Genomic DNA, 21,768 nt, shown 5'->3' with positions numbered 1-21,768 from the left:
CCCGCGAGGTCAAGCGCTCTCGCAGCAAGTTCCCAACAAAGAAAATGCCAGTCAGGGCTTAACTGACTGGCATTGGCTCTCGGGCGGTTTTTCATGGTATTTCGGCTGCAATACCTTGTGAATATTGCGTTACAAGCTTTCAAATGAACAGTTAATCTGTTCACCACACCACAGGCTCGGGCTCCAGCCGGATGCCAAAACGCTCGTACACACTGGTCTGGATGGCGCGGGCCAGCGTCATCACCTCGCCGCCGGTCACGCTGTCGGCGCCTTGGCCACGGTTGACCAGCACCAGCGCCTGCTTTTCGTACACACCGGCCTTGCCCACGCTCTTGCCCTTCCAGCCGCAGGCGTCGATCAGCCAGCCGGCGGCCAGCTTGATGCTGCCGTCGGGCATGGGGTAGTGCACGATCTTGGGGTCGCGCGCGATGATGTCGGCGCACTGCTCGGGCGTCACCGTGGGGTTCTTGAAGAAACTGCCGGCATTGCCCACCACGGCCGGGTCGGGCAGCTTGGCGCGGCGGATGTCGCACACCCATTCAAATATCTGCTGCGCCGTGGGCTGATCGACGCCGGCTTCGACGCGCCGGCGCTCCAGGTCCAGATAGCCCAGCACCGGCTTCCAGGGCTTGGGCAGGCGAAAGCGCACATGGGTGATGACGGCGCGGCCGGCCAGGCCCATGCCGCGCGGCAGGCCACCTTCGGCCTGCGACGGCGAGGGCGCGTGCTTGAACACCGAATCCCGGTAGCCGAAGGCGCACTGGGCGGCATCGAGCGTGAAACACTGGCCGGTGGCCAGATCGACCGCATCCAGCGACTCAAAACGGTCCTGCAGCTCCACGCCATAGGCACCGATGTTCTGCACCGGCGATGCGCCCACCGTGCCCGGGATCAGTGCCAGGTTCTCCAGCCCCGCAAATCCCTGGGCCAGCGTCCAGGCCACCGTGTCGTGCCAGACCTCGCCCGCGCCCGCCTCGACGATCCAGGCCCGGTCGGTTTCGCCCACCAGGCGCAGGCCCTTGATTTCCATCTTGAGCACCACGGGCTTGACGTCCCCGGTCAGCACGATGTTGCTGCCGCCGCCCAGCACCCATTTCGGCAAGGGGGCCAGTTGTGCATCTGCCAGGACGGCGTGCAAATCCTCCACGGAGCGCACCCGCACCAGGGTGTGGGCACGCGCCACGATGCCAAAGGTGTTGCAGGGCTGCAAAGGGACGTTTTTCTCGACTACCATTGGCCCGATTGTCGCACCGGGGGCCTGCGCGCCCGCCCGGCCCCCCCCGTTTTCCGAGAGACCGAGAACCGCCATGCCCTCTTTTGACACCATCTGTGAAGCCAACCTCGTTGAAGTGAAGAATGCGGTGGAAAACACCGTCAAAGAAATCACCACCCGCTTTGATTTCAAGGGCACCTCTGCCAGCATTGAGATCAAGGACAAGGAAATCACCATGGTGGGCGATGCCGAGTTCCAGCTCACCCAGATCGAGGACGTGCTGCGCAACAAGCTCACCAAGCGCAACGTGGATGTGCGCTTTCTCGACATGGGCGATGTGCAGAAGATGGGCGGCGACAAGGTCAAGCAGGTCATCAAGGTGCGCAATGGCATCGAAAGCGAGCTGGCCAAGAAGCTGCAAAAGCTCATGAAGGAGAGCAAGCTCAAGGTGCAGGCCGCCATCCAGGAGGACAAGGTGCGCGTGACCGGCGCCAAGCGCGACGACCTGCAGGCGGCCATGGCGCTGATCCGCAAGGAAATCAACGACGTGCCCCTGTCTTTCGACAACTTCCGCGACTGATACCCTGGGCCCGGCCCTTTGCTCCCCACCGCATGCAATGCACGCAACGCACCTCTGGCGCCTGCACCGCACCATGAACCAGTATCCTTTCCACCTTGCCCTGGCGATGCTGGCCGCATTGCTGCTCGCACCCCTGTGTGCGCGCGCGCAGACGGCGACCCTGGGCGGCATTCTGGGCAGCAAGGCCCTGCTCATCGTCAACAACGGCGCTCCCCGGGGTGTGGGCGCCGGCGAATCCCATCAGGGCGTGAAGGTGGTCACCGTCGGCAAGGACGAGGCGTTGGTGGAGATCGCGGGCAGCCAGCGCACCCTGCGCCTGGGTGAAACGCCAGTGAGCGTGGGCCGCAAGAGCAGCGGCAGGCGCGTTGTGCTGACGGCCGACAGCCAGGGGCATTTCATTGACAGCGGCACCATCAATGGCAGCACCATGCAATACATGGTGGACACGGGCGCTTCCACCGTGGCCATCGGCCGCACCGATGCGGAGCGCATGGAACTCAAGTACCTGAGCGGCCAGCCCGTGCGCATGAGCACCGCCAACGGCGACACCGAGGGCTGGCGCATGAAGCTCGATTCGGTGCGCATCGGCGATGTCGAGGTGTACGGCGTCGAGGCCATCGTCACGCCCCAGCCCATGCCCTTCGTGTTGCTGGGCAACAGCTTTCTCACCGAGTTCCAGATGACCCGCACCAACGATCAGATGGTGCTGGAAAAGCGCCACTGATCCCTCGCCCATGTCTGCCCGAATTCCCCCTGGCAACCCGCGCCACGATGGCGAGTACGAAGACCTTTTGGGTCTGTGGTCCGACCTGGAGTCGGCACTGTCCGTCGTGCTTTCCGCGCCGCTTCGGGTGCAGGATTTTCCGGCCAAGGTGCGCCAGCTCGACCACTGGCTGCAGGACCTGGTGACCCACGACATCGATGCCGCGCTGTACCTGATGTTCCAGCTGGCCTCCACTTCCACGGTGGGCTACAGCGCATCGCACGCGGTGGTGTGCGGCACCCTGTGCCACATCATGGCGCAGGAACTGCAATTGCCCGCCCGGGAGCGCGACAGCCTGGTGCGCGCAGCCCTCACCATGAATATCGCCATGACGGCGCTGCAGGACATGCTGGCCGAACAACGAGAAAAGCCCAGCGGCGCGCAGCAGGAAGCGATCCGCAACCACCCCCAGGAAAGCCAGGCCTTGCTCGAACGCCTGTTCATCACCGACGACCTCTGGCTGGACGTGGTGGGACAGCACCACGCCAGCATGTCCGGCCACCTGCCGCTGGCCGACCAGGAACCACAGGACCGGCTGACCCGCATCCTGGGCACCATCGACCGCTACGCCGCCATGATCAGCCCGCGCAAATCGCGCGCCGGCCGCAGCGCCACCGATTCCGTGCGCGCCATCGTCAGCCACGAAGTCGACCAGCACGACGAAGTGGGCTACGCGCTGGTGCGCTCGGTCGGCCTGTGCCCGCCGGGCACCTTTGTGCGCCTGGACAACGGTGATACGGCCATCGTGCTGCGCCGAGGTGAAAAGGCCAACCAGCCCCTCGTGGCCAGCCTGCTGGACCGCACGGGGGCACACCACGCGCGGCCCGGCATCTACCAGACCGCTGCAGTGGGCACGCCGCGCATCCAGTCGGCACTGGCCCGCTCTACCGTGACGATGGCACTCAACCACCGCACGATGGTGCGGCTGGGGCTGTATGCGGCCACCCCGCACAACTCGGGCCTGGTGGGGCTGGTGACGGCGTCCGGCGCACTCTGAGCCGTCCACGGCGCGCCGGCAGGACGCCAGGCAGAGCGCTACTACGGCTTCTTTTTTGGCTCTGGTGCCGCCTTGGACCGCCCCAGGCGCGACTCCTTGCCTTCGAGCAGGCGCCGGATGTTGTCCTTGTGGCGCCAGGCCAGCAGCATGGACATGACGGCGATGGCGACCGCAATGCTGGTCTCGGCATACCAGACCACGCCGCTGACCAGCAGGTAATACACCGGCGCAAACACTGCAGCCACCAGCGAGGCCAGCGACGAATACCGAAAGAAGAACGCCACGATGAGCCAGGTGAGCGCGGTGGCCAGCCCCAGCCAGCCGCTGATGCCCAGCAGCACGCCCAACGCGGTGGCCACGCCCTTGCCTCCCTCGAAGCGGAAGAACACGGGCCACAGATGCCCCAGGAAAGCCGCCAGCCCCACCAGCGCCATCGTGCCATCCTCCAGGCCATAGGGCTGGCCAAACCAGCGCACCAGCACCACGGGCAGCCAGCCTTTCACCGCATCGAGCAGCAGGGTGACGATGGCGGCGGCCTTGCTGCCCGAACGCAGCACGTTGGTGGCACCAGGGTTTTTGCTGCCATAGGTGCGCGGGTCATTGAGCCCCATGAGGCGCGTCACGATGACGGCAAACGACAGCGAGCCCAACAGGTAGGCAGCCACAGTGGCAAGGACGGGGTACACGGCGTTCAAATCAGCTCCTTCGGGGGACGACAACACGGCGCGGTGCGCCGGGGCGGCCTATTCTGCCAGCGCGCAATGCACCGGCGTGGCCCTCAGCAGCTGCACGCACACCTGCGGGTCGATCTGCACCAGAAAACCGCGCCGCCCGCCGTTGATGGCAATGCGCGGCAGTGCAAGAATGCTTTCCTCGATAAATACGGGCATGGCCTTGCGCGTGCCAAACGGCGAGGTGCCACCCACCAGGTAGCCGCTGTGGCGGTTAGCCACCTCGGGTTGGCAGGGCTCGACCGACTTGGCGCCGATCTGCCGCGCCAGGTTCTTGGTGGACACCTTGCAATCGCCATGCATGAGCACGATGAGCGGCCTGGCGTCCTGGTCCTGCATCACCAGCGTCTTGACCACGGTGTGCTCATGCAGCCCCAGGCTGGCCGCGCTGTGGGCGGTGCCGCCATGCGCCACGTAGTCGTAGGGGTGCTCGGTGAATTCCACCTGGTGCGCCTTGAGCATCTGCGTGGCGGGGGTCTCGCTCACATGCACGCCCTTGCTGTCCTTTTTGGCCATGATTACTTCAAAAATAATAGCTGGTGGCGCTCACTCAGAAAGCGTTAAAAGCCTATTTCATCTCAAATGGCAGGATCACCCACCTGCCAGCGGATCTGGTCGATGGCCGCCAGCAGCTCGGGCGAGAGCGCCGTGCCCCAGGCGGCCAGGTCTTCGTCGAGCTGCGCCAGCGAGGTCACGCCGATGATGGTGCTGGCCACGCGCCAGTTGCCGTAGCAAAAGGCCAGCGCCAGCTGCGTGGGCGTGAGGCCATGTTCGCGCGCGAGCTGGTTGTAGCGGCGCGCGGCGGCCAGCGCCTCGGGGCGGCCCCAGCGCTGCCTGCGCACCGACTCATAGCTGGCAATGCGGGCGCCCTGGGGTGCGTTGGGTCCTTCGATGCCGCTGGCGTCGTATTTGCCCGTCAGCAGGCCAAAGCCCAGCGGCGAATAGGCCAGCAGCGACACATTCAGGCGGTGGCAGGTTTCGTCGAGCGCGTTGTCGTAGCTGCGGTTGATCAGGCAATACGGGTTCTGCACCGTCGCCACGCGCGGCAGGCCATGCGCCTCGGCCAGGCGCACGAACTCGTGCACGCCATAGGGCGTTTCGTTCGACAGGCCCACATGGCGCACCTTGCCGGCCTTGACCAGGCCAGCCAGTGCCTGCAGCTGCTCGTGGATGGGCGTCTGCGCGGTTTCCTTGGCCGGATCGTAGTACCTGGTGCCAAAGGCCGGCACATGGCGCTCGGGCCAGTGGATCTGGTAAAGGTCGATCACATCGGTCTGCAGGCGGCGCAGGCTGCCCTCGCACGAAGCCACGATGTCGGCGGCCGTCATGCCTTTGCCCGCGCGAATCCAGGGCATGCCGCGCGAGGGGCCGGCCACCTTGCTGGCCAGCACCAGCTTCTGGCGCGCCCCGGGGTTCTTGGCAAACCAGCGGCCGATGATGGTTTCGGTGGCGCCAAACGTGGGCGCCCGGGCCGGCACGGCATACATCTCGGCGGTATCGATGAAATTGACCCCGCGCGCCAGCGAGCGGTCGAGAATGGCGTGGGCATCGCTCTCGCCCACCTGCTCGCCGAAGGTCATGGTGCCCAGGCAGATGGGGGTGACATGCAGGTCGGTCTGACCGAGCTGGATGGTTTTCATGCAGGCTCCCGTAAATAAGCAAGGCAGGAGTTTACGGGGACCGTGCCCCCTGCGTCCGGTAGGCCACGGCGCAGCGCGCTTGAACTGCACTGCAGTTTTCGTTTGCGCTCAGGCCGTGTTTTGTGGACGCGCAAGACTGCATATCGCAATAGACTGGCCTGCATCGTTCACCAGCATCCAGGTTTTCATGCGCACCTCCACCCCTGCCAGGCCTGCCCGGTTCCATGCCTTGCTGGACCCATGGGTGGCGCACCAGCCCCACCGGCCCGCGCTGGCCGATGCGCACCACGCCTACACCTTCGCCCAATTGCAGCAGGCCAGCATGGATGCTGCCGCGCAGCTGGGTGACTGGGGCGTGCTGGCCGGCGACCGGGTGCTGATCGTCGGCGAAAACTGCGCCGCGGCGGGCGTGATCGCCTTTGCGCTCAGCCGCCTGGACGCCTGGGTGTGCATCGTCAATGGCCGCCTGAGCCCGCGCGAGATCGACGGCATCATCGCGCACGCCATGCCCCGGCGCGTCATCTACACCACCCAGGTATCCCCCGACGCGCTGCAGCACGCCCAGCGCCACGGCGCACAAGCCTGCCAATGGCCTGGCCTGGGTCCACTGCATCTGGGGCCGCTGAACCAGGCCGCCGCCCCGGAACCCTGCCATGCCGCCGCGACCGAGCAGGTGGCCGCCTTGATCTATACCTCCGGCACCTCGGGTGCCCCCAAGGGAGTGATGCTCACGCACGCCAATCTTGCCTTCGTGGCAGGCACGAACCTGCGGCGCGTCGGGCCGGGCGACGTGATCTATGGCGTCCTGCCCATGGCGCATGTCGTGGGCCTGTCCACCCAGTTGCTGGGCAGCCTGGCTGCCGGCGCCTCGGTGGTGCTCGAACCCCGTTTCTCGCCGGAACACCTTGCCGCCGCGCTCCGCCAGGGCATTACGTCCTTCACCGGGGTGCCCGCGATGTATGCCCGCCTGCTCGACTGGTTGCGTGACCCGGGGCACCTCCTGCAGGCGCCCAAGCTGCGCGTGATCAGCGTTGCCGGATCGCCCCTCACTCCCGCGCTGAAAGCGGCAGTGGAGACGCAGCTTCAATTGCCGCTGCTCAACGGCTACGGCCTGACCGAAACCGGTCCGACCATCGCCCAGGTGCGGCCCGAGGCACCGCGCACCGACTGTGCAGTGGGCTTGCCGATTCCCGGGATGGAGGCACGCATCGTGGATGCTCAGGGCGTCAGCGTACCGCCGGGCGAAGTCGGCGAACTGTGGGTGCGGGGGCCCAATGTGATGCAAGGCTACTACCGCCAGGACGAACTCACGCGCCAGGCGATCAACGCCGAGGGCTGGTTCAACACCGGCGACATGGCACGCCAGGGCGATGACGGTGCGCTGCACATCGCCGGGCGCACCAAGGAACTGATCATCCGCTCCGGCTTCAACGTCTATCCGCTGGAGGTCGAGCAGGCCATCAACGCATTTCCCGGCGTGGTGCAGTCTGCCGTCGTCGGGCGCACGGTGGGCCACAACGAGGAGATCATCGCCTACGTCGAGGTACCAGCCCACCACCCCATCGACGAACAGGCCCTGCGGCACCACCTGCGCGGGCAGCTGTCACCCTACAAGCAGCCCGCAGAGATCCACGTCATGGCGCAATTGCCTGCAGCGCCCACCGGCAAGCTGCTCAAGAACGTGCTCAAGCAGATGGCGGCGCAAGGACGTGCATCGCACGCCTGAAACCGCATCCCCCCATTCGAAACCCCAGGAGATCCCATGGAAGGCAAAAAGGCTGTTCTGATCATCGGCGCCGGCGACGCCACCGGCGGTGCCATCGCACGGCGATTTGCCCGCGAAGGCTACGTCGCCTGCGTGACGCGCCGCAGCGAAGACAAGCTCGCTCCGCTGCTGGAGCAGATCCGCAGCGAGGGCGGCGAGGCCTACGGCTTCGGCAGCGACGCCCGCAAGGAAGAAGACATGGTGGCGCTGGTGCAGAAAATCGAGGCCGAGATCGCCCCGATCGAGGCCGCCATCTTCAACATCGGCGCCAACGTGCGCTTCGGCATCACCGAGACCACGGCCCGTGTTTACTTCAAGGTCTGGGAGATGGCGTGCTTCGGCGGTTTCCTGATGGGGCGCGAAGCGGCCAAGGTCATGCTGCCGCGGGGCCGGGGAACCATCATCTTCACCGGCGCCACGGCCAGCCTGCGCGGCCGCGACGGGTTCGCGGCCTTCGCCGGCGCCAAGCACGCGCTCCGGGCGTTGGCGCAGAGCATGGCGCGCGAGCTGTGGCCCCAGGGCATCCATGTGGCCCATCCGGTCGTGGATGGCGCCATCGACACGGAGTTCATCCGCTCCAACTTCCCCGAGCGCTACGCCACCAAGGACCAGGGGGGCATCGTCAACCCGGACCACATCGCCGACCTCTACTGGCAGATCCACATGCAGCCGCGCGACGCCTGGACGCATGAAACCGAGATTCGCCCCTGGATGGAGCCGTGGTGACGGACCCGGCAGGGAGCGGCCCCGGCAATTTTGATCATTGGAAGGAGACACCATGACCCCCACCACCGTCGAGTTCCTGTTCGACTTCGGCAGCCCCAACGCCTACCTGTGCCACAAGGTCATCCCGCAGATGGCCACAAAGACCGGCGCACGGTTCGAGTACATCCCCATCCTGCTTGGCGGACTGTTCAAGCTCGCCAACAACCGCTCGCCAGTCGAGGCCTACGCGCACATCCCCCACAAGCTCGCCTACGAGCGCATGGAAATGCAGCGCTTCATCCACAAGCACGGCCTGGCGGCCTTCCAGCGCAATCCCCACTTCCCCGTCAACACGCTGCACATCATGCGCGGTGCCGTGGCCGCGCAGAAGCTCCATTGCTTCGACCGCTATGTGGACACGGTGTACGCCAGCATGTGGGAACGCGGATGCAACATGGCGGACCCGCAGGTCATTGCGGCCGAACTCGACGCCGCCGGGCTGGACTCCCAGGCCATTCTGGCCACCAGCCAGGAGCCCGACGTCAAGGAACGCCTGCTGGCGAACACCCAGCAGGCCCATGCGCGCGGCGCCTTTGGCAGCCCCACGTTCTTCATGGGCCCGGAGATGTACTTCGGCAAGGACCGGCTGCACGACATGGAAGAAGCCATCCTGCAGACCACGGGCCGCTGAGCACCGCCCGATTCCCCCTGCAACCACAAGCCAAGTCCCATGCCGGTGTCAGCTTTTGGCGTGGAACTGGGCCTCGATGCCGCGCACCGTGGCGATCAGTCGTGGCCGGACTTCACCCATGAATGTTTCGGCCGAAATCGAGGAGGCCGCGGCGGCGGCATTCACCACCATCAGGGGCAGGCCCGAGCCCAGGCGCACGGGCACCGCGATGCCATTGATTTCACACCGCCAATCGCCAAAGGAGCGCACGCAGCCGAACTCGGCGAGGTCGGCCATCGCCTGGCGAATGTCCTTTTCAACCCTCGGCCAGCCCACCGGGTCGATGGCCTGGAGCCGTGCCTCCAGCGTCTGGCGCACCCCCGCCGGCGCACCGGCCAGGTAGCCACGTCCGGCGGCCGTGGTGCCCAGCGGAATGTGCGAGCCAATGCCCAGCATCAGCGTGAGGATGGCCGTCTCGCTGCGGCAGTTTTCGATGTAGAACATGGACAGGTCGTCGCGGGTGGCCAGCGCCACCATGGTGTCCGTCTCGTTGGCAAGCTGCTGCAAAAAGGGGTTGCTCACCTCCTTGACGTCCAGGCGCGACAAGGTCGTGCCCCCCAACGTCAGCGCCATGAGGCCCAGCCGGTACCGTCCCGACTCGGCGATGTGGTGCAGGTAGCCCAGCTTGGTCAGCGTGTAGGTCAACCGCGTGATGGTGGATTTGGGCAGGCGGCAACGCTCGGCAAGCTCATGGTTTCCGAGCCGCTCCTCCCCCGACTTGAACGCGTGCAAGACCTCCAGGCCCCGCGCAAGCGCCGTCACGAAGTGGCGGTCTTCCTTGGGCGGGCCCGATCGGCGGGGCGATCCCCCTGCTGGTTTTTCCACCAATGTCACGATGTGTCCCCTTGTTGGCTCAGATCATGCCACCAGGCAGAACGAACATGAAGTTGAAAGGAGTTTTTATCGCTCGATGTTCTGCATTGCAGTTTATGAATGCCCGTCAAGGCATTCCCTCGCGCCAATCGGCACCACAATCGGAGTTTCCGGATCAGCCACGCCACCCGGCCCTCTTCCCACCGCATTCCTCCAGGAGACCCGCATGCGCACCCGTATCACCGAGCTTTTGGGTATTGAACGCCCCATCATCCAGGGGGGCATGCATTTCGTCGGCCTCGCCGAATTGTCGTCCGCCGTGTCCAATGCCGGCGGACTGGGCATCATCACGGCGCTGACCCAGCCCACGCCCGCCGCGCTCGCGGCCGAGATCGCGCGGTGCCGGTCGATGACGGACAAGCCGTTCGGCGTCAACCTGACCTTCCTGCCCGTGCGCACGCCGCCCGACTATGCCGGCTACATCCGCGCCATCATCGATGGCGGAGTGAAAATCGTCGAAACGGCCGGGAACAACCCGCAGCAGTGGATGCCCCTGCTGAAGGAAGCGGGCATCAAGGTCATCCACAAGTGCACCGCCGTGCGACACGCATTGAAGGCACAGAACATTGGCTGCGATGCCGTCAGTGTGGACGGTTTCGAGTGCGGCGGCCATCCGGGCGAGGACGATGTGCCCAATTTCATTTTGCTGCCCCGCGCGGCCGAAGCGCTCAAGGTGCCCTTCATCGCGTCGGGAGGCATGGCAGACGCGCGGTCTCTGGTGGCCGCGTTGGCCCTTGGCGCAGACGGCATCAACATGGGCACACGCTTCATCGCCACCCAGGAGGCCACGGTTCATGAGAACGTCAAGCAGGCCATTCTGGCCGCGACGGAGCTGGACACCCGCCTGGTGATGCGGCCGCTGCGCAACACGGAGCGGGTCCTGGTCAACAAAGGGGTCGAGCGGCTGCTGGAAAAGGAGCGCCAGCTGGGCGCAGCCATCACGTTTGCCGACATCGTGTCCGAGGTGGGCGGCGTCTATCCCAAGGTGATGCAGAACGGCGAGCTGGACGCCGGCGCGTGGTCCTGCGGCATGGTTGCGGGCCTGATCCACGACATTCCCACGGTGCGGGAGCTGATGGACCGGATCATGGGCGAGGCGAAACACATCGTCAGCCAGCGCCTGGCCGGCATGTTCGCAGCAGCCCCTGCGCATTGATGGCTTCATCGCCAGGCAGCAGGGCCCGCTGTCCCGCGATTGACATGGGCTCCGCGGCCGCTGGGTAACATCGTTGCCATGTATGTCACCCGCCAGACCTCGCGCAGCGAATTCGTTGCCATCCGCCAGCTGAACTACCACGTGCGCCTGTGGGGGCCTGAGACCTCGGCCCTGCCGCCGCTGGTGCTGGTGCATGGCTGGATGGACGTGGCCGCGTCCTACCAGTTCGTCGTCGATGCCTTCGGCGAAGACTTCCTGCGCAGCCGCCGCATCATCGCGCCCGACTGGCGGGGCTTTGGCCTCACGGCACCACCCGTGCCCACCGACCACTACTTCTTCCCCGACTACCTGGCCGACCTCGACCAGTTGCTCGACCACTACGCGCCCGGCACCCCGGTGGATCTGGTGGGCCACAGCATGGGCGGCAACGTCGTCATGTTCTATGCCGGAGCCCGGCCCGCGCGCATCCGCCGCCTGGTCAACCTCGAAGGCTTCGGCATGCCCGCGAACAAACCCGCCAAGGCGCCCGGGCGCTATGCGCAGTGGATGGACGAACTCAAGGCCCTGCAGCGCGGCGAGATGGCTCTGAACACCTACGACAGCGCGGCCGGCGTGGCGCAGCGCCTCATGAAGACCAACCCGCGCCTGTCGCAGGACAAGGCCGACTGGCTGGCGCGGCACTGGGCCCGCCCCAACGCCCTGGGCCAGTGGGAAATTCTGGGCGACGCCGCGCACAAAATCATCAACGCGCAACTATTTCGCCTGGACGAGGTGCTGGCGCTGTACGAAGCCATCAGCGCGCCCACGCTGGCCGTGGAAGCGGCAGGCGACAGCCTGGGCCAGTGGTGGAAGGGCCGATACAGCCTGGACGAATACCACCAGCGCCTGACCCATGTGCGCGACTGCCGCATTGCCGTGGTGCCCGACGCCGGCCACATGCTGCACCACGACCAGCCCCAGGCCGTGGCGGCGCTGATCGAGCAATTCGTGGGTGATTCATAAAGAAAATGCGTGCAAGCGCTGATGCATCCACCGCAAGCAGCTGTCCATTCTGAAATTTCCGGGGTGGCATTCCGTGGGGGCACCGGGCCGACCGAGGGGCATTGGGCGCCAGAGATCGCGTCCCATGAGAAAATCGCGGGTTATTCCACAAGACACCCAGGACAAGACCATGGACGCAGAACGTATCAACCTCATCGGCAACACCCTCTCCGACTTGGCCGTGCGCACGCAAGAGTTACGGAGGTATCTTTGACTTCGATGCCAAATTTGAACGCCTGCGCACGGTAAACGCATCGCTGGAAGACCCCGCGGTCTGGAACGATCCCAAGAAGGCCCAGGAGCTGGGCAAAGAGAAAAAGTCGCTCGACGGCGTGGTGCTCACGCTCGACAAGCTCACGCGTGAGCTGGCCGACAACGCCGAGCTGTACGAAATGAGCAAGGAAGAAGGCGACGAGGCCGGCCTGCTCACCATCGAAGCCGAGACCGCCAAGCTCCAGCCCGAGATCGAGCAGCTCGAATTCCGCCGCATGTTCAGCCACGAGGCCGACCCGCTCAACTGCTTCGTCGACATCCAGGCTGGCGCCGGCGGCACCGAGGCCTGCGACTGGGCCAGCATGCTGCTGCGCCAGTACCTCAAGTACGCCGAGCGCAAGGGTTTCAAGACCACGGTCGAAGAAGAAACCGCTGGCGACGTGGCGGGCATCAAGAGCGCCACGATCAAGATCGAGGGTGAGTACGCCTATGGCCTGCTGCGCACCGAGACCGGCGTGCACCGGCTGGTACGCAAGAGCCCGTTCGACAGCTCGGGCGGCCGTCACACCAGCTTTGCCAGCCTGTTCGTCTACCCCGAGATCGATGACTCGATCCAGATCGACATCAACCCGGCCGACGTGCGCACCGATACCTACCGCGCATCGGGCGCGGGCGGCCAGCACATCAACAAGACCGACTCGGCCGTGCGCCTGACCCACATCCCCACGGGCATCGTGGTGCAGTGCCAGGACGGCCGCAGCCAGCACGGCAACCGCGACATCGCCTGGCAGCGCCTGCGCAGCCGGCTGTATGACCACGAGATGCGCAAGCGCCAGGAAGAGCAGCAAAAGCTCGAGGACACCAAGACCGACGTGGGCTGGGGTCACCAGATCCGCAGCTACGTGCTGGACAACAGCCGCATCAAGGACCTGCGCACCGGCGTCGAAATCTCGGCCACCCAGAAGGTGCTGGACGGCGATCTCGACGCATTCATCGAAGCCTCCCTCAAGCAGGGCGTTTAAGGAAAACCATGTTGCAACTGCGTGACGGCCAGGGCCAGGCGCCCGCCATCCACCGCGCCGACTACCAGGCCCCGGCCTGGTGGATCGACACCGTCGACCTGACGTTCGACCTGGACCCCGCCAAGACCCGCGTGCTCAACAAGATGCGCCTGCGCCGCAACCCCGACGTGGCGGCGCAGCCGCTGCGCCTGGACGGCGAAGAACTGAACCTGGCCCGCGTCATGGTCAACGGCGGCGGCACCTCGTTCAAGATGGACGGCAACCAGCTGGTGCTGGAGAACCTGCCCGAAGGCACCGAGCCCTTCGACCTGGAAATCTTCACCACCTGCGCCCCGGCCAAGAACACGCAGCTCATGGGCCTGTATGTGAGCCAGGGCACCTTCTTCACGCAGTGCGAGGCCGAGGGCTTTCGCCGCATCACCTACTTCCTCGACCGGCCGGACGTGATGGCCAGCTACACCGTCACGCTGCGCGCCGACAAGGCCCAGTACCCGGTGCTGCTCTCCAACGGCAACCTGGTGGACAGCGGCGCTCTGGAGGATGGTCGCCACTTCGCCAAGTGGGTCGATCCGCACAAGAAGCCCTGCTACCTGTTCGCCCTGGTGGCGGGCAAGCTGGTGGCGCGCGAGCAGAAGATCAAGAGCCGCTCTGGCACCTCCCACCTGCTGCAGGTGTACGTGCGCCCCGGCGACCTGGGCAAGACCGAGCACGCCATGAACGCGCTGATGCACAGCGTGGCCTGGGACGAGGCCCGCTTCGGCCTGCCGCTGGATCTGGAGCGCTTCATGATCGTCGCCACCAGCGACTTCAACATGGGCGCCATGGAGAACAAGGGCCTGAACATCTTCAACACCAAGTATGTTCTGGCCAGCGAAGCCACCGCCACCGACACCGATTTTTCGAACATCGAAAGCGTGGTGGGCCACGAGTATTTCCACAACTGGACGGGCAACCGCGTCACCTGCCGCGACTGGTTCCAGCTCTCGCTCAAGGAAGGCCTCACGGTCTTCCGCGACCAGGAATTCAGCCAGGACATGGCGGGCAGCCCCTCCGCCCGTGCCGTCAAGCGCATCGAGGACGTGCGCGTGCTGCGCACGGCGCAATTCCCCGAAGACGCTGGCCCCATGGCCCATCCCGTGCGGCCCGACAGCTACGTCGAGATCAACAACTTCTACACCGTCACCATCTACGAAAAGGGTGCCGAGGTGGTGCGCATGCAGCACAACCTGGTGGGCCGCGAAGGTTTTGCCAAAGGCATGAAGCTGTACTTCGAGCGCCACGATGGCCAGGCCGTGACCTGTGACGACTTCGTGCAGGCCATCGCCGATGCCAACCCACTCAGCCCGCTGGCGCAGCACCTGCCGCAGTTCAAGCGCTGGTACAGCCAGGCTGGCACGCCCCGCGTGCGCGCCACGGGCCGCTACGACGCCGCCACGCGCAGCTATGCGCTCACGCTGTCGCAAAGCTGCGCACCCACGCCCGGCCAGAGCGAGAAGCAGCCTTTCGTCATCCCGGTGGAGCTGGGCCTGATCGACGCTGCCACGGGTGCCGCCCTGCCCCTGCAACTGGGGATTGACGGTGCGCCGGAAACTTCCGCGCCCACCTCGCGCGTGGTGGTGCTCACCGAGGCATCGCAGACACTGACCTTCAGCCACCTGGACGCCGAGCCCGTGCCTTCGCTGCTGCGCGGCTTCAGTGCCCCCGTGGTACTGGACATCGAATACACCGATGCCCAGTTGCTCACGCTGCTGGCCCATGACACCGACGCCTTCAACCGCTGGGAGGCAGGCCAGCGCCTGGCACTGCGCACCGCGATCAATGCAATAGCTGATAGCGCACAGCAGACAAGCGCCAATGGCCGTTTTGACCACCATATTCTCTCGCCAGAGTTTGTCGAGGCCATGCGCTCCGTGCTGCGCAATCCGGCACTGGACGCGGCCTTCAAGGAACTGGTCCTGACACTGCCGTCCGAAACCTACATCGCCGAGCAGCTCGACGTGGTCAATCCCCAGCGCATCCACGCCGTGCGCGAAGCCATGCGCGAGCAACTGGCCCTGTCGCTGCAGGCCGACTGGGCCTGGGCCTGGGAGCAGCACCAGGACACCGGCGGCTACCGCCCCGACCCGGTTTCGTCCGGCCGCCGCGCGCTCAGCGGCCTGGCGCTGCACATGCTGTGCATCGCGGCCCAAAGCACGGGCGATGTGGTCTGGCCCGGCAAGGCGTATCAGCGCTTCAAGGTGGCGGCCAGCATGACCGACCGCTTCCACGCCCTGACCGCACTGGTGGCCAGCGGCAGCGAGCTGGCCACCCCCGCCCTGGCACGCTTTCACACGCTGTTCAAGGACGAGCCGCTGGTCATCGACAAGTGGTTTGCCCTGCAGGCGGGCGCGCCCGACCGCGGTGGCAACGTGCTGCCCATCGTGCGCCAGCTCCTGCAACACCCGGACTTCAGCCTCAAGAACCCCAACCGCGCGCGCAGCGTGATCTTCAGCTACTGCAGTGCCAACCCGGGGGCATTCCACCGTGCCGATGCGGCTGGCTACGTGTTCTGGAGCGATCGCGTGATCGAACTCGACGCCCTCAACCCGCAGGTAGCCGCCCGCCTGGCCCGCGCCCTGGACCGCTGGAAGAAACTGGCCGAACCCTGGCGCAGTGGCGCCCGCGAGGCCATCGCCCGTGTGGCCGCACGCCCCGACCTGAGCAACGACGTGCGCGAGGTCGTCACCCGCGCACTGGCCGATTAAGGAGATATCCATGGCAAACAAAGTCAGCCTGACCCGCTACCTCGTCGAACAACAGCGCGTGGACGGCCTCATTCCCGGCCAGTTGCGCCTGCTGCTCGAAGTGGTGGCACGCGCCTGCAAGAGCATCAGCCACGCCGTCAACAAGGGCGCCCTCGGGGGCGTGCTCGGCAGTGCCGGCAGTGAGAACGTGCAGGGCGAAGTGCAGAAAAAGCTCGACATCATCGCCAACGAGGTGCTGATCGAGGCCAACGAATGGGGCGGCCACCTCGCCGGCATGGCCAGCGAGGAGATGGACGGCATCTACGTGGTGCCCAACCGCTACCCCAAGGGCGAATACCTGCTGTTGTTCGACCCCCTCGACGGCTCCAGCAACATTGACGTCAACGTGAGCATCGGCACCATCTTCAGCGTGCTCAAGATGCCCGAGGATGACCGCGGCGTGGACGAAGGCGATTTCCTGCAAAAGGGCAGCCAGCAGGTGGCCGCCGGCTACTGCGTCTATGGCCCCCAAACCACGCTGGTGCTCACCGTGGGCGACGGCGTGGCCATGTTCACGCTCGACCGCGAGCAGGGCTCGTTCGTGCTGACGCAAGAGAATGTGCGCATTCCCGAGGACACCAAGGAATTCGCCATCAACATGAGCAACATGCGCCACTGGGACGAACCGGTCAAGCGCTACATCGACGAATGCCTGCAGGGCAAGGAAGGCCCGCGCGGCAAGGACTTCAACATGCGCTGGATCGCCAGCATGGTGGCCGACGTGCACCGCATCATGACCCGCGGCGGCATCTTCATGTACCCCTGGGACAAGCGCGAACCCAACAAGCCCGGCAAGCTGCGCCTGATGTACGAGGCCAACCCCATGGGCTGGCTCATCGAGCAGGCCGGCGGCGCCGCAACCAACGGCAAACAACGCATCCTCGACATCCAGCCCACCCAGTTGCACGAACGCGTCAGTGTGATTCTGGGCTCAAAAAATGAGGTCGAACGGGTGACAAGCTACCATTCCACGCTATAATCGCAGGCTTACGCCGGTGTAGCTCAGTCGGTAGAGCAGCTCATTCGTAATGAGAAGGTCGGGTGTTCGATTCATCTCTCCGGCACCAATAAAGATAAGGGTTCATTGCTATCAAAATAGCAGTGAACCTTTTTTCTTTGGTGTGGTTGTAGGCAATCTGTAGGCACTTTGCCCAAATCTAGGCTAGCATCCAGACGTAAAAATGCCCGCACGCGGCGGGCTCGCTATTCTCAGTGGGACGGCTTAATGCGCGGATGTCGTTGTCATGTCGTACGTGCGGCCTGAGCTATCTTGGCAAGTGCCTTGGGCATCCATGCCCTGATAAGAAAACTCGCAGCGCATGGTTGCATTGTCCTTGCCTATCAGCAGGGCGCGGCCTTGACTGCCGCTGATGCTTGAAGTGGTGCCAACCCAGCGTGTACCTATGAATCCACCACCGCTGGCATAGCTTTGATTAGTGATGTAGTTTCCTGCGTACAGCTTGCCGTCAACGTCAATTTCAATGCGCTTGGAAACCGCATCGAATGTGCCCTGATATGCCTTGCCCTCAGACAGAAGCAGCAATTTACCGCCGCACCCTGTCAACGCGGCACAGACCAAAGCGCACAAAATCAGTTTCTTCATGCTCCCTCCTTGTTGGTTGTTGGAGTCTAGCGGCACGGCGGGTCAGTGTTCCGCCGTCAGGGTTACGACTCCCCACGGATTGCGCTTCGCCTCGCTCGTTGCCCGGTCTATCAAGCCCTGCTCAGACTCTCCCGGCTGGAGCTCCCAGCGTTCGCCATCGTTGGCGCGTAGTCCAACAATCGCCGGGTGAAGGTCGCCCGGACTTACGAACCTGCGGATGAGGATGATTTCATCGGGTCGCTGCACAGTGCGCTCCAATGCCGCAATTCTCTTTTCAAGGCTTTGCATGGGTTGCCTCCAGTGCGGTAATGCGTGCGGCCAGTTCGTCAATCTCTGCCACCTTGCCCAGTGTGCCAATGGCGGTGAGTAGCTGGGCACCTTGTCCGGGTGCAAGCTCACCAGCGGCCACGGATGCCAGCACGGCGCGGCCTTGTTCGGTTAGGGTGCCATCGGGCAGGCTCAGGGCTTGCGTGGCCTCCACCGGCTTGATGGGCGGTAATGCGCGCTCCAGCAGCAGGCGGGCGGCTTGCACATCACCGGCCAGGGCGGCAGTGGTCAGGCTCTCCAATATGGCGGGAACGCTACCCGCAATGGCGGCGCGCAGCTTTGCCACTTCACCCACTCCAGGCGGGCGGCCTTTCGGGTTTCCAGACTGGCCCGGCTTCCATGCAGCGGCGGGCGGCTTTCTTGTTGCCATCGGCGGTGTTCCTTTTCTGCTCAATCAAAGCAATGAAGCCTGGGCAGCGGGTGCACTGGTGCACTCTGCGGCGATGGAATCCGATTCCAAGGCAGGCGCGGACTGTTCGCTGTCGAAGTCCTCGCACCACTCGCCCGCCAAGTCTTGCAGCGCCCGTAGCTGGGTCGTTTCATAGCTCAGGTCGGCGTGCTGGTGGTCGCTGTGCCGCGCCATCCAATCGGCAAGGGCCTCGATACGCTCATGAAGCCCCTTCATGCGGCGCTGCAATGTGGCGATGGTCTTTGCTGCTTGGGTGTCGCTGGCGATGATTCCGAACTGTTCGCAGACGGCGCGAAGCTGGAACGGATGCACCAGCACGGTGTTCGGCTCGTTGTAGCCGTCCTCTTGCTGGGTCAGCATGATGGCCGGGCCTTGGTCGTCGTTGACAGCTTCGGCGCTCAGGTGGTGGTGTGTCAGTTTGGCGGTCATGGTGGCGTCTTTCAATGGGTGGTGCCGTGCTGGCGATTCAGCAGGCCGGTGAAAAGGTGAACGGGCTTTGCTGTCAGTCGCCGGTAGCTGCCATGCCCATGAATGCAGGCTGTTTGCCCTGTAGGGGTGGCAAGGTATAAAGGTGATACACGCGGTGTCCTATGGCTTGCTTTTTGAGCATCGGGTGAAAACTCAGCCGGAACCCGCATGGTTGCTAGGTTTGCGGCCTTTTCAGCCATAGTCACGCCGTGACCTAGTCCTTCAATCCAGGTGTCACGCGGTGTCCTAGTTTTGACCCCGACTAGGTCACGCGGTGACGTGGTATCTGTCACGCCGTGTCCTAGGCTTTTCAATTTCTCGGGACTCGCTTTGATGGCAGATTCAGCGGCTGCAATCAGGTCTAGTCCATGCTGCGCACTGGTGACGCGCTTCCATTCGTGGGTTTCCTTCATGGCCTCCAGGTGCTTCGCTGGGATGGCGTAGCACTCGCGGTCGGTCAGGCGGTACAGGTTCGGCAGGCGCTGCCCGCCTTTGGTACAGCCGCCCTTGCGCGTGACGGCAATCAGGCCCACAGCGCACAAAGCCCGAAGGCTGCGCGCCAGGGTCATGTGATGCCCAATGCCGCACTTCTTGGCACGGGTCAGGGGCAAGGACAAGTCGCCGTTGTTGTAGCCCTTCAACTCGCGCAGCAGCGCCAGATAGGCCAGCACGTCATGAGGGCTCAGGGCGGCGAATGCAGCGCTGTCGAACACGTCGCTGTAAATGCGCAGGCTGTGACCCCGTGGGTCTTTGAACGGCTTGTTCTTACTCATGGCGTGCCTTGCGGGTGCGGTGCATCAGGTCGCCTTTGATGAGTGCCAGCAGGTCGTGACGCTGGCGCGGTGTCATGGTCGGCAGTTCGGCCAGGAACACCCGCTGTTCGTCGTGTGGCAGTGCCTTTGCCAATGTCTCGCAATGCTTCATTGCCAGCAGGCCATCGTGACCGGCCTTGACCAGTTCGGCGCAGCCGTAGCGGTGAACGGCGACAGCCTGAAACATTAGGCGGCGCGATACGCCAGCGCTGTCGGCCAGTTGTTGCACGGTCGGGTGCATTGGTGCACTCATGCTGCACCTCCGTTCACGAACAGGTCGCTTTGCCCGGGTGGCGGTGCGTGCCGCTTGCGTGCGGCGTTCATGCGCGCGGCTTCTTGCTGGGCCTGGGCGGCCTTGGCGCGAAGTGCAGCACGGTCGGCGCGAACACTGGCAATCCACGGGGTAGCACCAGCAGCGCGGGCAAGTTGGATAACGCTGTGCGGCAGGCTGTAGGCTTTAACAGTCACCACGCGGCCATCGTTGCAGCCCACGGCGCGGTCTTTGGCTTCGGTCGGCACACTGTAGCTTTCGGCAAGGTAGTGCACATGCGCGGCAAGGCGCGTAGTGCTAGCCTCGAAAACTCCATCCATGCCGGTCAAAACTTCACCAGACAGCAGGCGCGCCAGAATTTCAGCGCAAGCGGTATTGGTGCGGGTCGGGAAGCTGAACGGTAGAATCTGCGCACCTTGCCGGGTAGCGCTCGATACTGCTTTTGTAGTCTCGGGCGTTTTCATTTTGCGGCCCTCCCACGTTGAAACCAGCGGGACGGGGCGGCGCACCACAGCGCCAGCAGCAGGCGATTGATAGCGGCGGCCATCAAGCCACCCCCAGCACGCGGCGCAGTTCCGATACTGGCCACGCAAGGCGGCCATTGATGCGGATGCAGGGAACGGGGCCAGTCCCGGAATTCATCGCCCATGTGCGCAGGGTCTGCGGGCGGCGGTTCAGGTAGTGCGCGGCCTGTTCGGTCGGCACCGTGGGGCGGTTCACCAGTTCCAGCGGGGGGAACTGTTGGGGCTCAGTGGCAGCGCTGCGGGTGTCTGCGCTGTGTTGGGTAGATGTGGTTTGCATCGCTTCGCATTCCGTAGAGTTGGGATGCAGCGATGGTTTTCGGGCGACTATCCTCCCCCGCAAGTGTCCCGGCACCCCCCAGTTTTGGGGATACCCGAATGGGTAGGGTCATCCTTTATCGGCTATGTCGCGTTGCTTGCGTAGGCGCTCCCATGCCTTTTCAAAGACGGTCATCCCCACGAACAGCGCATTGCCTGCCAGGCTGTCGCGCACTGCTGCCTTCACGCCCGGTTTGCCAGGCTCATTCACCGGCAGCGCCAGCGGGTCGTGCCCCGCTTTATGAATGGCGGCCAGAATCGCGGCATCCTGTGCGGCGCTTCTCTGCATTGGCTTTGCTTGCGCATCCCATGCGCTCTCTGGTGCTGCTTGGGGCTCTGGTGCGGCCTTTGGCAACTCTGCTGGCATGTCTTCCCACACACTGGCGGCCCATGCGCCAAATGAAGGCAGGTCAACTATGCAACGGGCTTTGAGTGGGTGGACCGGCTTAATGGGCAGCACAACACCGGCATTGCTATTCGCCACTTGCAACCGTGCGCGAAACAAGGTCGGGCAAATTTTGAATGGGTCTTCCCCATACCTGTCGTAAGCGCCCAAGTAAGCAGGGAGGTCATCAGGTTCCATATTGACGCTCAGAGCTACCGCTTCCCACAGCTCCACATCGCGCATGTGCCCCCATTTTTCCCATTTGGGCGGCGGCGGTGTCGTCATGGGTGGGAGAACCATAGGGCGGTCGCGCACCGGGGATATGGGTCTTGGCGCAGCGGAAACCCTTTTCCGTGCCGTGTTCTTATCGCTGTCTTCCATCCACACGCCCCTTCAAAGTGCAGCCCTCATAAGGTGCTCCAGCAGGTCGGTGAAGGTGTCC

General features: G+C 64.5%; 25 protein-coding genes and 1 tRNA gene. 12 read left to right on the top strand and 14 right to left on the bottom strand.

What is annotated here, in order from left to right; genetic code table 11:
* Positions 1–160: 160 nt before the first annotated feature.
* On the bottom strand, positions 161–1,234 hold the full coding sequence (gene murB / locus AC1Q5S_RS18300; protein WP_303835951.1) for a UDP-N-acetylmuramate dehydrogenase: 1,074 nt from the start codon (positions 1,232–1,234) through the stop codon (positions 161–163).
* Positions 1,235–1,307: 73 nt separating this feature from the next.
* On the opposite strand from murB, the gene AC1Q5S_RS18295 reads away from it, so the two are divergent.
* The 3 genes from AC1Q5S_RS18295 to AC1Q5S_RS18285 all read left to right on the top strand — a co-directional run bounded on the left by AC1Q5S_RS18295 (position 1,308) and on the right by AC1Q5S_RS18285 (position 3,553).
* Positions 1,308–1,793, top strand: a complete 486-nt coding sequence (locus AC1Q5S_RS18295; protein WP_024814772.1) for a YajQ family cyclic di-GMP-binding protein — start codon at positions 1,308–1,310, stop codon at positions 1,791–1,793.
* 73 nt (positions 1,794–1,866) lie between these two features.
* Positions 1,867–2,517: a retropepsin-like aspartic protease family protein gene (locus tag AC1Q5S_RS18290; protein ID WP_422204333.1), complete on the top strand. Its 651-nt coding sequence runs from the start codon at positions 1,867–1,869 to the stop codon at positions 2,515–2,517.
* Positions 2,518–2,527: 10 nt separating this feature from the next.
* Complete coding sequence (locus AC1Q5S_RS18285) at positions 2,528–3,553, top strand: HD-GYP domain-containing protein (RefSeq protein ID WP_422204335.1); 1,026 nt, start codon at positions 2,528–2,530, stop codon at positions 3,551–3,553.
* Between the two features lie 41 nt (positions 3,554–3,594).
* Here the strand turns inward: AC1Q5S_RS18285 and plsY are convergent, their stop codons facing one another.
* From plsY to AC1Q5S_RS18270, 3 genes are all read right to left on the bottom strand, one after another.
* Positions 3,595–4,248 (bottom strand): glycerol-3-phosphate 1-O-acyltransferase PlsY, encoded by a 654-nt coding sequence (plsY, locus tag AC1Q5S_RS18280; RefSeq protein WP_303835945.1) that lies wholly within the window; start codon positions 4,246–4,248, stop codon positions 3,595–3,597.
* A 48-nt stretch (positions 4,249–4,296) separates the two neighbouring features.
* Positions 4,297–4,800, bottom strand: coding sequence for a Cys-tRNA(Pro) deacylase (gene ybaK, locus AC1Q5S_RS18275; RefSeq protein WP_303835943.1), 504 nt, complete (start codon positions 4,798–4,800; stop codon positions 4,297–4,299).
* Between the two features lie 62 nt (positions 4,801–4,862).
* Entirely contained in the window at positions 4,863–5,924 is a 1,062-nt protein-coding gene (locus AC1Q5S_RS18270; protein WP_303835941.1) for an aldo/keto reductase, read from the bottom strand.
* Between the two features lie 187 nt (positions 5,925–6,111).
* Here AC1Q5S_RS18270 and AC1Q5S_RS18265 point away from each other — a divergent pair, with 187 nt between their 5' ends.
* Genes AC1Q5S_RS18265 through AC1Q5S_RS18255 form a run of 3 tightly spaced genes read left to right on the top strand, consistent with a single transcriptional unit; the run spans position 6,112 to position 9,085 of the window.
* Positions 6,112–7,650, top strand: a complete 1,539-nt coding sequence (locus AC1Q5S_RS18265; protein ID WP_422204338.1) for a class I adenylate-forming enzyme family protein — start codon at positions 6,112–6,114, stop codon at positions 7,648–7,650.
* Positions 7,651–7,686: 36 nt separating this feature from the next.
* Complete coding sequence (locus tag AC1Q5S_RS18260; protein ID WP_303835937.1) at positions 7,687–8,415, top strand: SDR family oxidoreductase; 729 nt, start codon at positions 7,687–7,689, stop codon at positions 8,413–8,415.
* 52 nt (positions 8,416–8,467) lie between these two features.
* Positions 8,468–9,085, top strand: a complete 618-nt coding sequence (locus AC1Q5S_RS18255) for a 2-hydroxychromene-2-carboxylate isomerase (RefSeq protein WP_492239183.1) — start codon at positions 8,468–8,470, stop codon at positions 9,083–9,085.
* Between the two features lie 48 nt (positions 9,086–9,133).
* On the opposite strand, the gene AC1Q5S_RS18250 is transcribed toward AC1Q5S_RS18255, so the two are convergent.
* The gene (locus AC1Q5S_RS18250) at positions 9,134–9,958 is read right to left on the bottom strand and encodes an IclR family transcriptional regulator (RefSeq protein ID WP_303835933.1); all 825 of its coding nucleotides are present in this window, start codon (positions 9,956–9,958) and stop codon (positions 9,134–9,136) included.
* Between the two features lie 205 nt (positions 9,959–10,163).
* Between AC1Q5S_RS18250 and AC1Q5S_RS18245 the strand changes: the two genes are divergently transcribed.
* The 6 genes from AC1Q5S_RS18245 to AC1Q5S_RS18220 all read left to right on the top strand — a co-directional run bounded on the left by AC1Q5S_RS18245 (position 10,164) and on the right by AC1Q5S_RS18220 (position 17,279).
* Entirely contained in the window at positions 10,164–11,153 is a 990-nt protein-coding gene (locus tag AC1Q5S_RS18245; RefSeq protein WP_492239182.1) for an NAD(P)H-dependent flavin oxidoreductase, read from the top strand.
* A 78-nt stretch (positions 11,154–11,231) separates the two neighbouring features.
* Complete coding sequence (locus AC1Q5S_RS18240; RefSeq protein ID WP_492239181.1) at positions 11,232–12,155, top strand: alpha/beta fold hydrolase; 924 nt, start codon at positions 11,232–11,234, stop codon at positions 12,153–12,155.
* A 169-nt stretch (positions 12,156–12,324) separates the two neighbouring features.
* A protein-coding gene (prfB, locus tag AC1Q5S_RS18235; RefSeq protein WP_303835927.1) for a peptide chain release factor 2 occupies positions 12,325–13,429 on the top strand; the annotation gives its coding sequence in 2 pieces (ribosomal slippage) (positions 12,325–12,405 and positions 12,407–13,429; 1,104 coding nt in all).
* Between the two features lie 8 nt (positions 13,430–13,437).
* Positions 13,438–16,173 carry an aminopeptidase N gene (pepN, locus tag AC1Q5S_RS18230; protein WP_492239180.1) on the top strand — a complete coding sequence of 912 codons (2,736 nt, stop codon included), beginning with the start codon at positions 13,438–13,440 and terminating at the stop codon, positions 16,171–16,173.
* A gap of 10 nt (positions 16,174–16,183) precedes the next feature.
* Entirely contained in the window at positions 16,184–17,191 is a 1,008-nt protein-coding gene (locus tag AC1Q5S_RS18225; protein WP_026437633.1) for a class 1 fructose-bisphosphatase, read from the top strand.
* A gap of 12 nt (positions 17,192–17,203) precedes the next feature.
* Positions 17,204–17,279 (top strand) — tRNA-Thr (locus AC1Q5S_RS18220).
* 155 nt (positions 17,280–17,434) lie between these two features.
* Here AC1Q5S_RS18220 and AC1Q5S_RS18215 read toward each other — a convergent pair.
* The 9 genes from AC1Q5S_RS18215 to AC1Q5S_RS18175 form a co-directional block, all read right to left on the bottom strand.
* The gene (locus AC1Q5S_RS18215; RefSeq protein ID WP_492239179.1) at positions 17,435–17,815 is read right to left on the bottom strand and encodes a hypothetical protein; all 381 of its coding nucleotides are present in this window, start codon (positions 17,813–17,815) and stop codon (positions 17,435–17,437) included.
* 42 nt (positions 17,816–17,857) lie between these two features.
* The gene (locus AC1Q5S_RS18210) at positions 17,858–18,103 is read right to left on the bottom strand and encodes a hypothetical protein (RefSeq protein ID WP_492239178.1); all 246 of its coding nucleotides are present in this window, start codon (positions 18,101–18,103) and stop codon (positions 17,858–17,860) included.
* Positions 18,090–18,512 carry a DUF5681 domain-containing protein gene (locus AC1Q5S_RS18205; RefSeq protein WP_492239177.1) on the bottom strand — a complete coding sequence of 141 codons (423 nt, stop codon included), beginning with the start codon at positions 18,510–18,512 and terminating at the stop codon, positions 18,090–18,092. Before AC1Q5S_RS18205 ends, AC1Q5S_RS18210 begins: the two co-directional genes overlap by 14 nt.
* A 24-nt stretch (positions 18,513–18,536) precedes the next feature.
* Positions 18,537–18,980 carry a hypothetical protein gene (locus AC1Q5S_RS18200; RefSeq protein WP_492239176.1) on the bottom strand — a complete coding sequence of 148 codons (444 nt, stop codon included), beginning with the start codon at positions 18,978–18,980 and terminating at the stop codon, positions 18,537–18,539.
* 11 nt (positions 18,981–18,991) lie between these two features.
* Positions 18,992–19,792 carry a hypothetical protein gene (locus AC1Q5S_RS18195; RefSeq protein WP_492239175.1) on the bottom strand — a complete coding sequence of 267 codons (801 nt, stop codon included), beginning with the start codon at positions 19,790–19,792 and terminating at the stop codon, positions 18,992–18,994.
* Complete coding sequence (locus AC1Q5S_RS18190; protein WP_492239174.1) at positions 19,785–20,084, bottom strand: hypothetical protein; 300 nt, start codon at positions 20,082–20,084, stop codon at positions 19,785–19,787. The genes AC1Q5S_RS18195 and AC1Q5S_RS18190 overlap by 8 nt, the downstream gene beginning before the upstream one ends.
* On the bottom strand, positions 20,081–20,566 hold the full coding sequence (locus tag AC1Q5S_RS18185; RefSeq protein WP_492239173.1) for a hypothetical protein: 486 nt from the start codon (positions 20,564–20,566) through the stop codon (positions 20,081–20,083). The genes AC1Q5S_RS18190 and AC1Q5S_RS18185 overlap by 4 nt, the downstream gene beginning before the upstream one ends.
* Before the next feature lie 82 nt (positions 20,567–20,648).
* Complete coding sequence (locus AC1Q5S_RS18180; protein WP_492239172.1) at positions 20,649–20,903, bottom strand: hypothetical protein; 255 nt, start codon at positions 20,901–20,903, stop codon at positions 20,649–20,651.
* Positions 20,904–21,011: 108 nt separating this feature from the next.
* Positions 21,012–21,611 (bottom strand): hypothetical protein, encoded by a 600-nt coding sequence (locus tag AC1Q5S_RS18175; RefSeq protein WP_492239171.1) that lies wholly within the window; start codon positions 21,609–21,611, stop codon positions 21,012–21,014.
* Between the last annotated feature and the right edge of the window lie 157 nt (positions 21,612–21,768).

It is taken from the genome of Acidovorax sp. GW835-FHT14B10 (assembly GCF_058793725.1).
Note: the sequence above shows the minus strand (reverse complement) of the source record. Positions and strands in the feature narration are given on the sequence as shown.

Bases quoted from the DNA above. Each gene is read 5' to 3' on its own strand.
- AC1Q5S_RS18260 (WP_303835937.1), top strand. From the start codon at position 7,687: ATGGAAGGCAAAAAGGCTGTTCTGATCATCGGCGCCGGCGACGCCACC.
- AC1Q5S_RS18210 (WP_492239178.1), bottom strand. From the start codon at position 18,103: ATGCAAAGCCTTGAAAAGAGAATTGCGGCATTGGAGCGCACTGTGCAG.
- AC1Q5S_RS18215 (WP_492239179.1), bottom strand. From the start codon at position 17,815: ATGAAGAAACTGATTTTGTGCGCTTTGGTCTGTGCCGCGTTGACAGGG.
- murB (WP_303835951.1), bottom strand. From the start codon at position 1,234: ATGGTAGTCGAGAAAAACGTCCCTTTGCAGCCCTGCAACACCTTTGGC.
- AC1Q5S_RS18180 (WP_492239172.1), bottom strand. From the start codon at position 20,903: ATGCAAACCACATCTACCCAACACAGCGCAGACACCCGCAGCGCTGCC.
- AC1Q5S_RS18245 (WP_492239182.1), top strand. From the start codon at position 10,164: ATGCGCACCCGTATCACCGAGCTTTTGGGTATTGAACGCCCCATCATC.
- AC1Q5S_RS18270 (WP_303835941.1), bottom strand. From the start codon at position 5,924: ATGAAAACCATCCAGCTCGGTCAGACCGACCTGCATGTCACCCCCATC.
- AC1Q5S_RS18205 (WP_492239177.1), bottom strand. From the start codon at position 18,512: ATGGCAACAAGAAAGCCGCCCGCCGCTGCATGGAAGCCGGGCCAGTCT.
- AC1Q5S_RS18175 (WP_492239171.1), bottom strand. From the start codon at position 21,611: ATGACGACACCGCCGCCGCCCAAATGGGAAAAATGGGGGCACATGCGC.
- AC1Q5S_RS18295 (WP_024814772.1), top strand. From the start codon at position 1,308: ATGCCCTCTTTTGACACCATCTGTGAAGCCAACCTCGTTGAAGTGAAG.
- AC1Q5S_RS18285 (WP_422204335.1), top strand. From the start codon at position 2,528: ATGTCTGCCCGAATTCCCCCTGGCAACCCGCGCCACGATGGCGAGTAC.
- ybaK (WP_303835943.1), bottom strand. From the start codon at position 4,800: ATGGCCAAAAAGGACAGCAAGGGCGTGCATGTGAGCGAGACCCCCGCC.
- AC1Q5S_RS18240 (WP_492239181.1), top strand. From the start codon at position 11,232: ATGTATGTCACCCGCCAGACCTCGCGCAGCGAATTCGTTGCCATCCGC.
- AC1Q5S_RS18265 (WP_422204338.1), top strand. From the start codon at position 6,112: ATGCGCACCTCCACCCCTGCCAGGCCTGCCCGGTTCCATGCCTTGCTG.
- pepN (WP_492239180.1), top strand. From the start codon at position 13,438: ATGTTGCAACTGCGTGACGGCCAGGGCCAGGCGCCCGCCATCCACCGC.
- AC1Q5S_RS18185 (WP_492239173.1), bottom strand. From the start codon at position 20,566: ATGAAAACGCCCGAGACTACAAAAGCAGTATCGAGCGCTACCCGGCAA.
- AC1Q5S_RS18195 (WP_492239175.1), bottom strand. From the start codon at position 19,792: ATGAGTAAGAACAAGCCGTTCAAAGACCCACGGGGTCACAGCCTGCGC.
- AC1Q5S_RS18290 (WP_422204333.1), top strand. From the start codon at position 1,867: ATGAACCAGTATCCTTTCCACCTTGCCCTGGCGATGCTGGCCGCATTG.
- AC1Q5S_RS18200 (WP_492239176.1), bottom strand. From the start codon at position 18,980: ATGACCGCCAAACTGACACACCACCACCTGAGCGCCGAAGCTGTCAAC.
- AC1Q5S_RS18190 (WP_492239174.1), bottom strand. From the start codon at position 20,084: ATGAGTGCACCAATGCACCCGACCGTGCAACAACTGGCCGACAGCGCT.
- AC1Q5S_RS18255 (WP_492239183.1), top strand. From the start codon at position 8,468: ATGACCCCCACCACCGTCGAGTTCCTGTTCGACTTCGGCAGCCCCAAC.
- AC1Q5S_RS18225 (WP_026437633.1), top strand. From the start codon at position 16,184: ATGGCAAACAAAGTCAGCCTGACCCGCTACCTCGTCGAACAACAGCGC.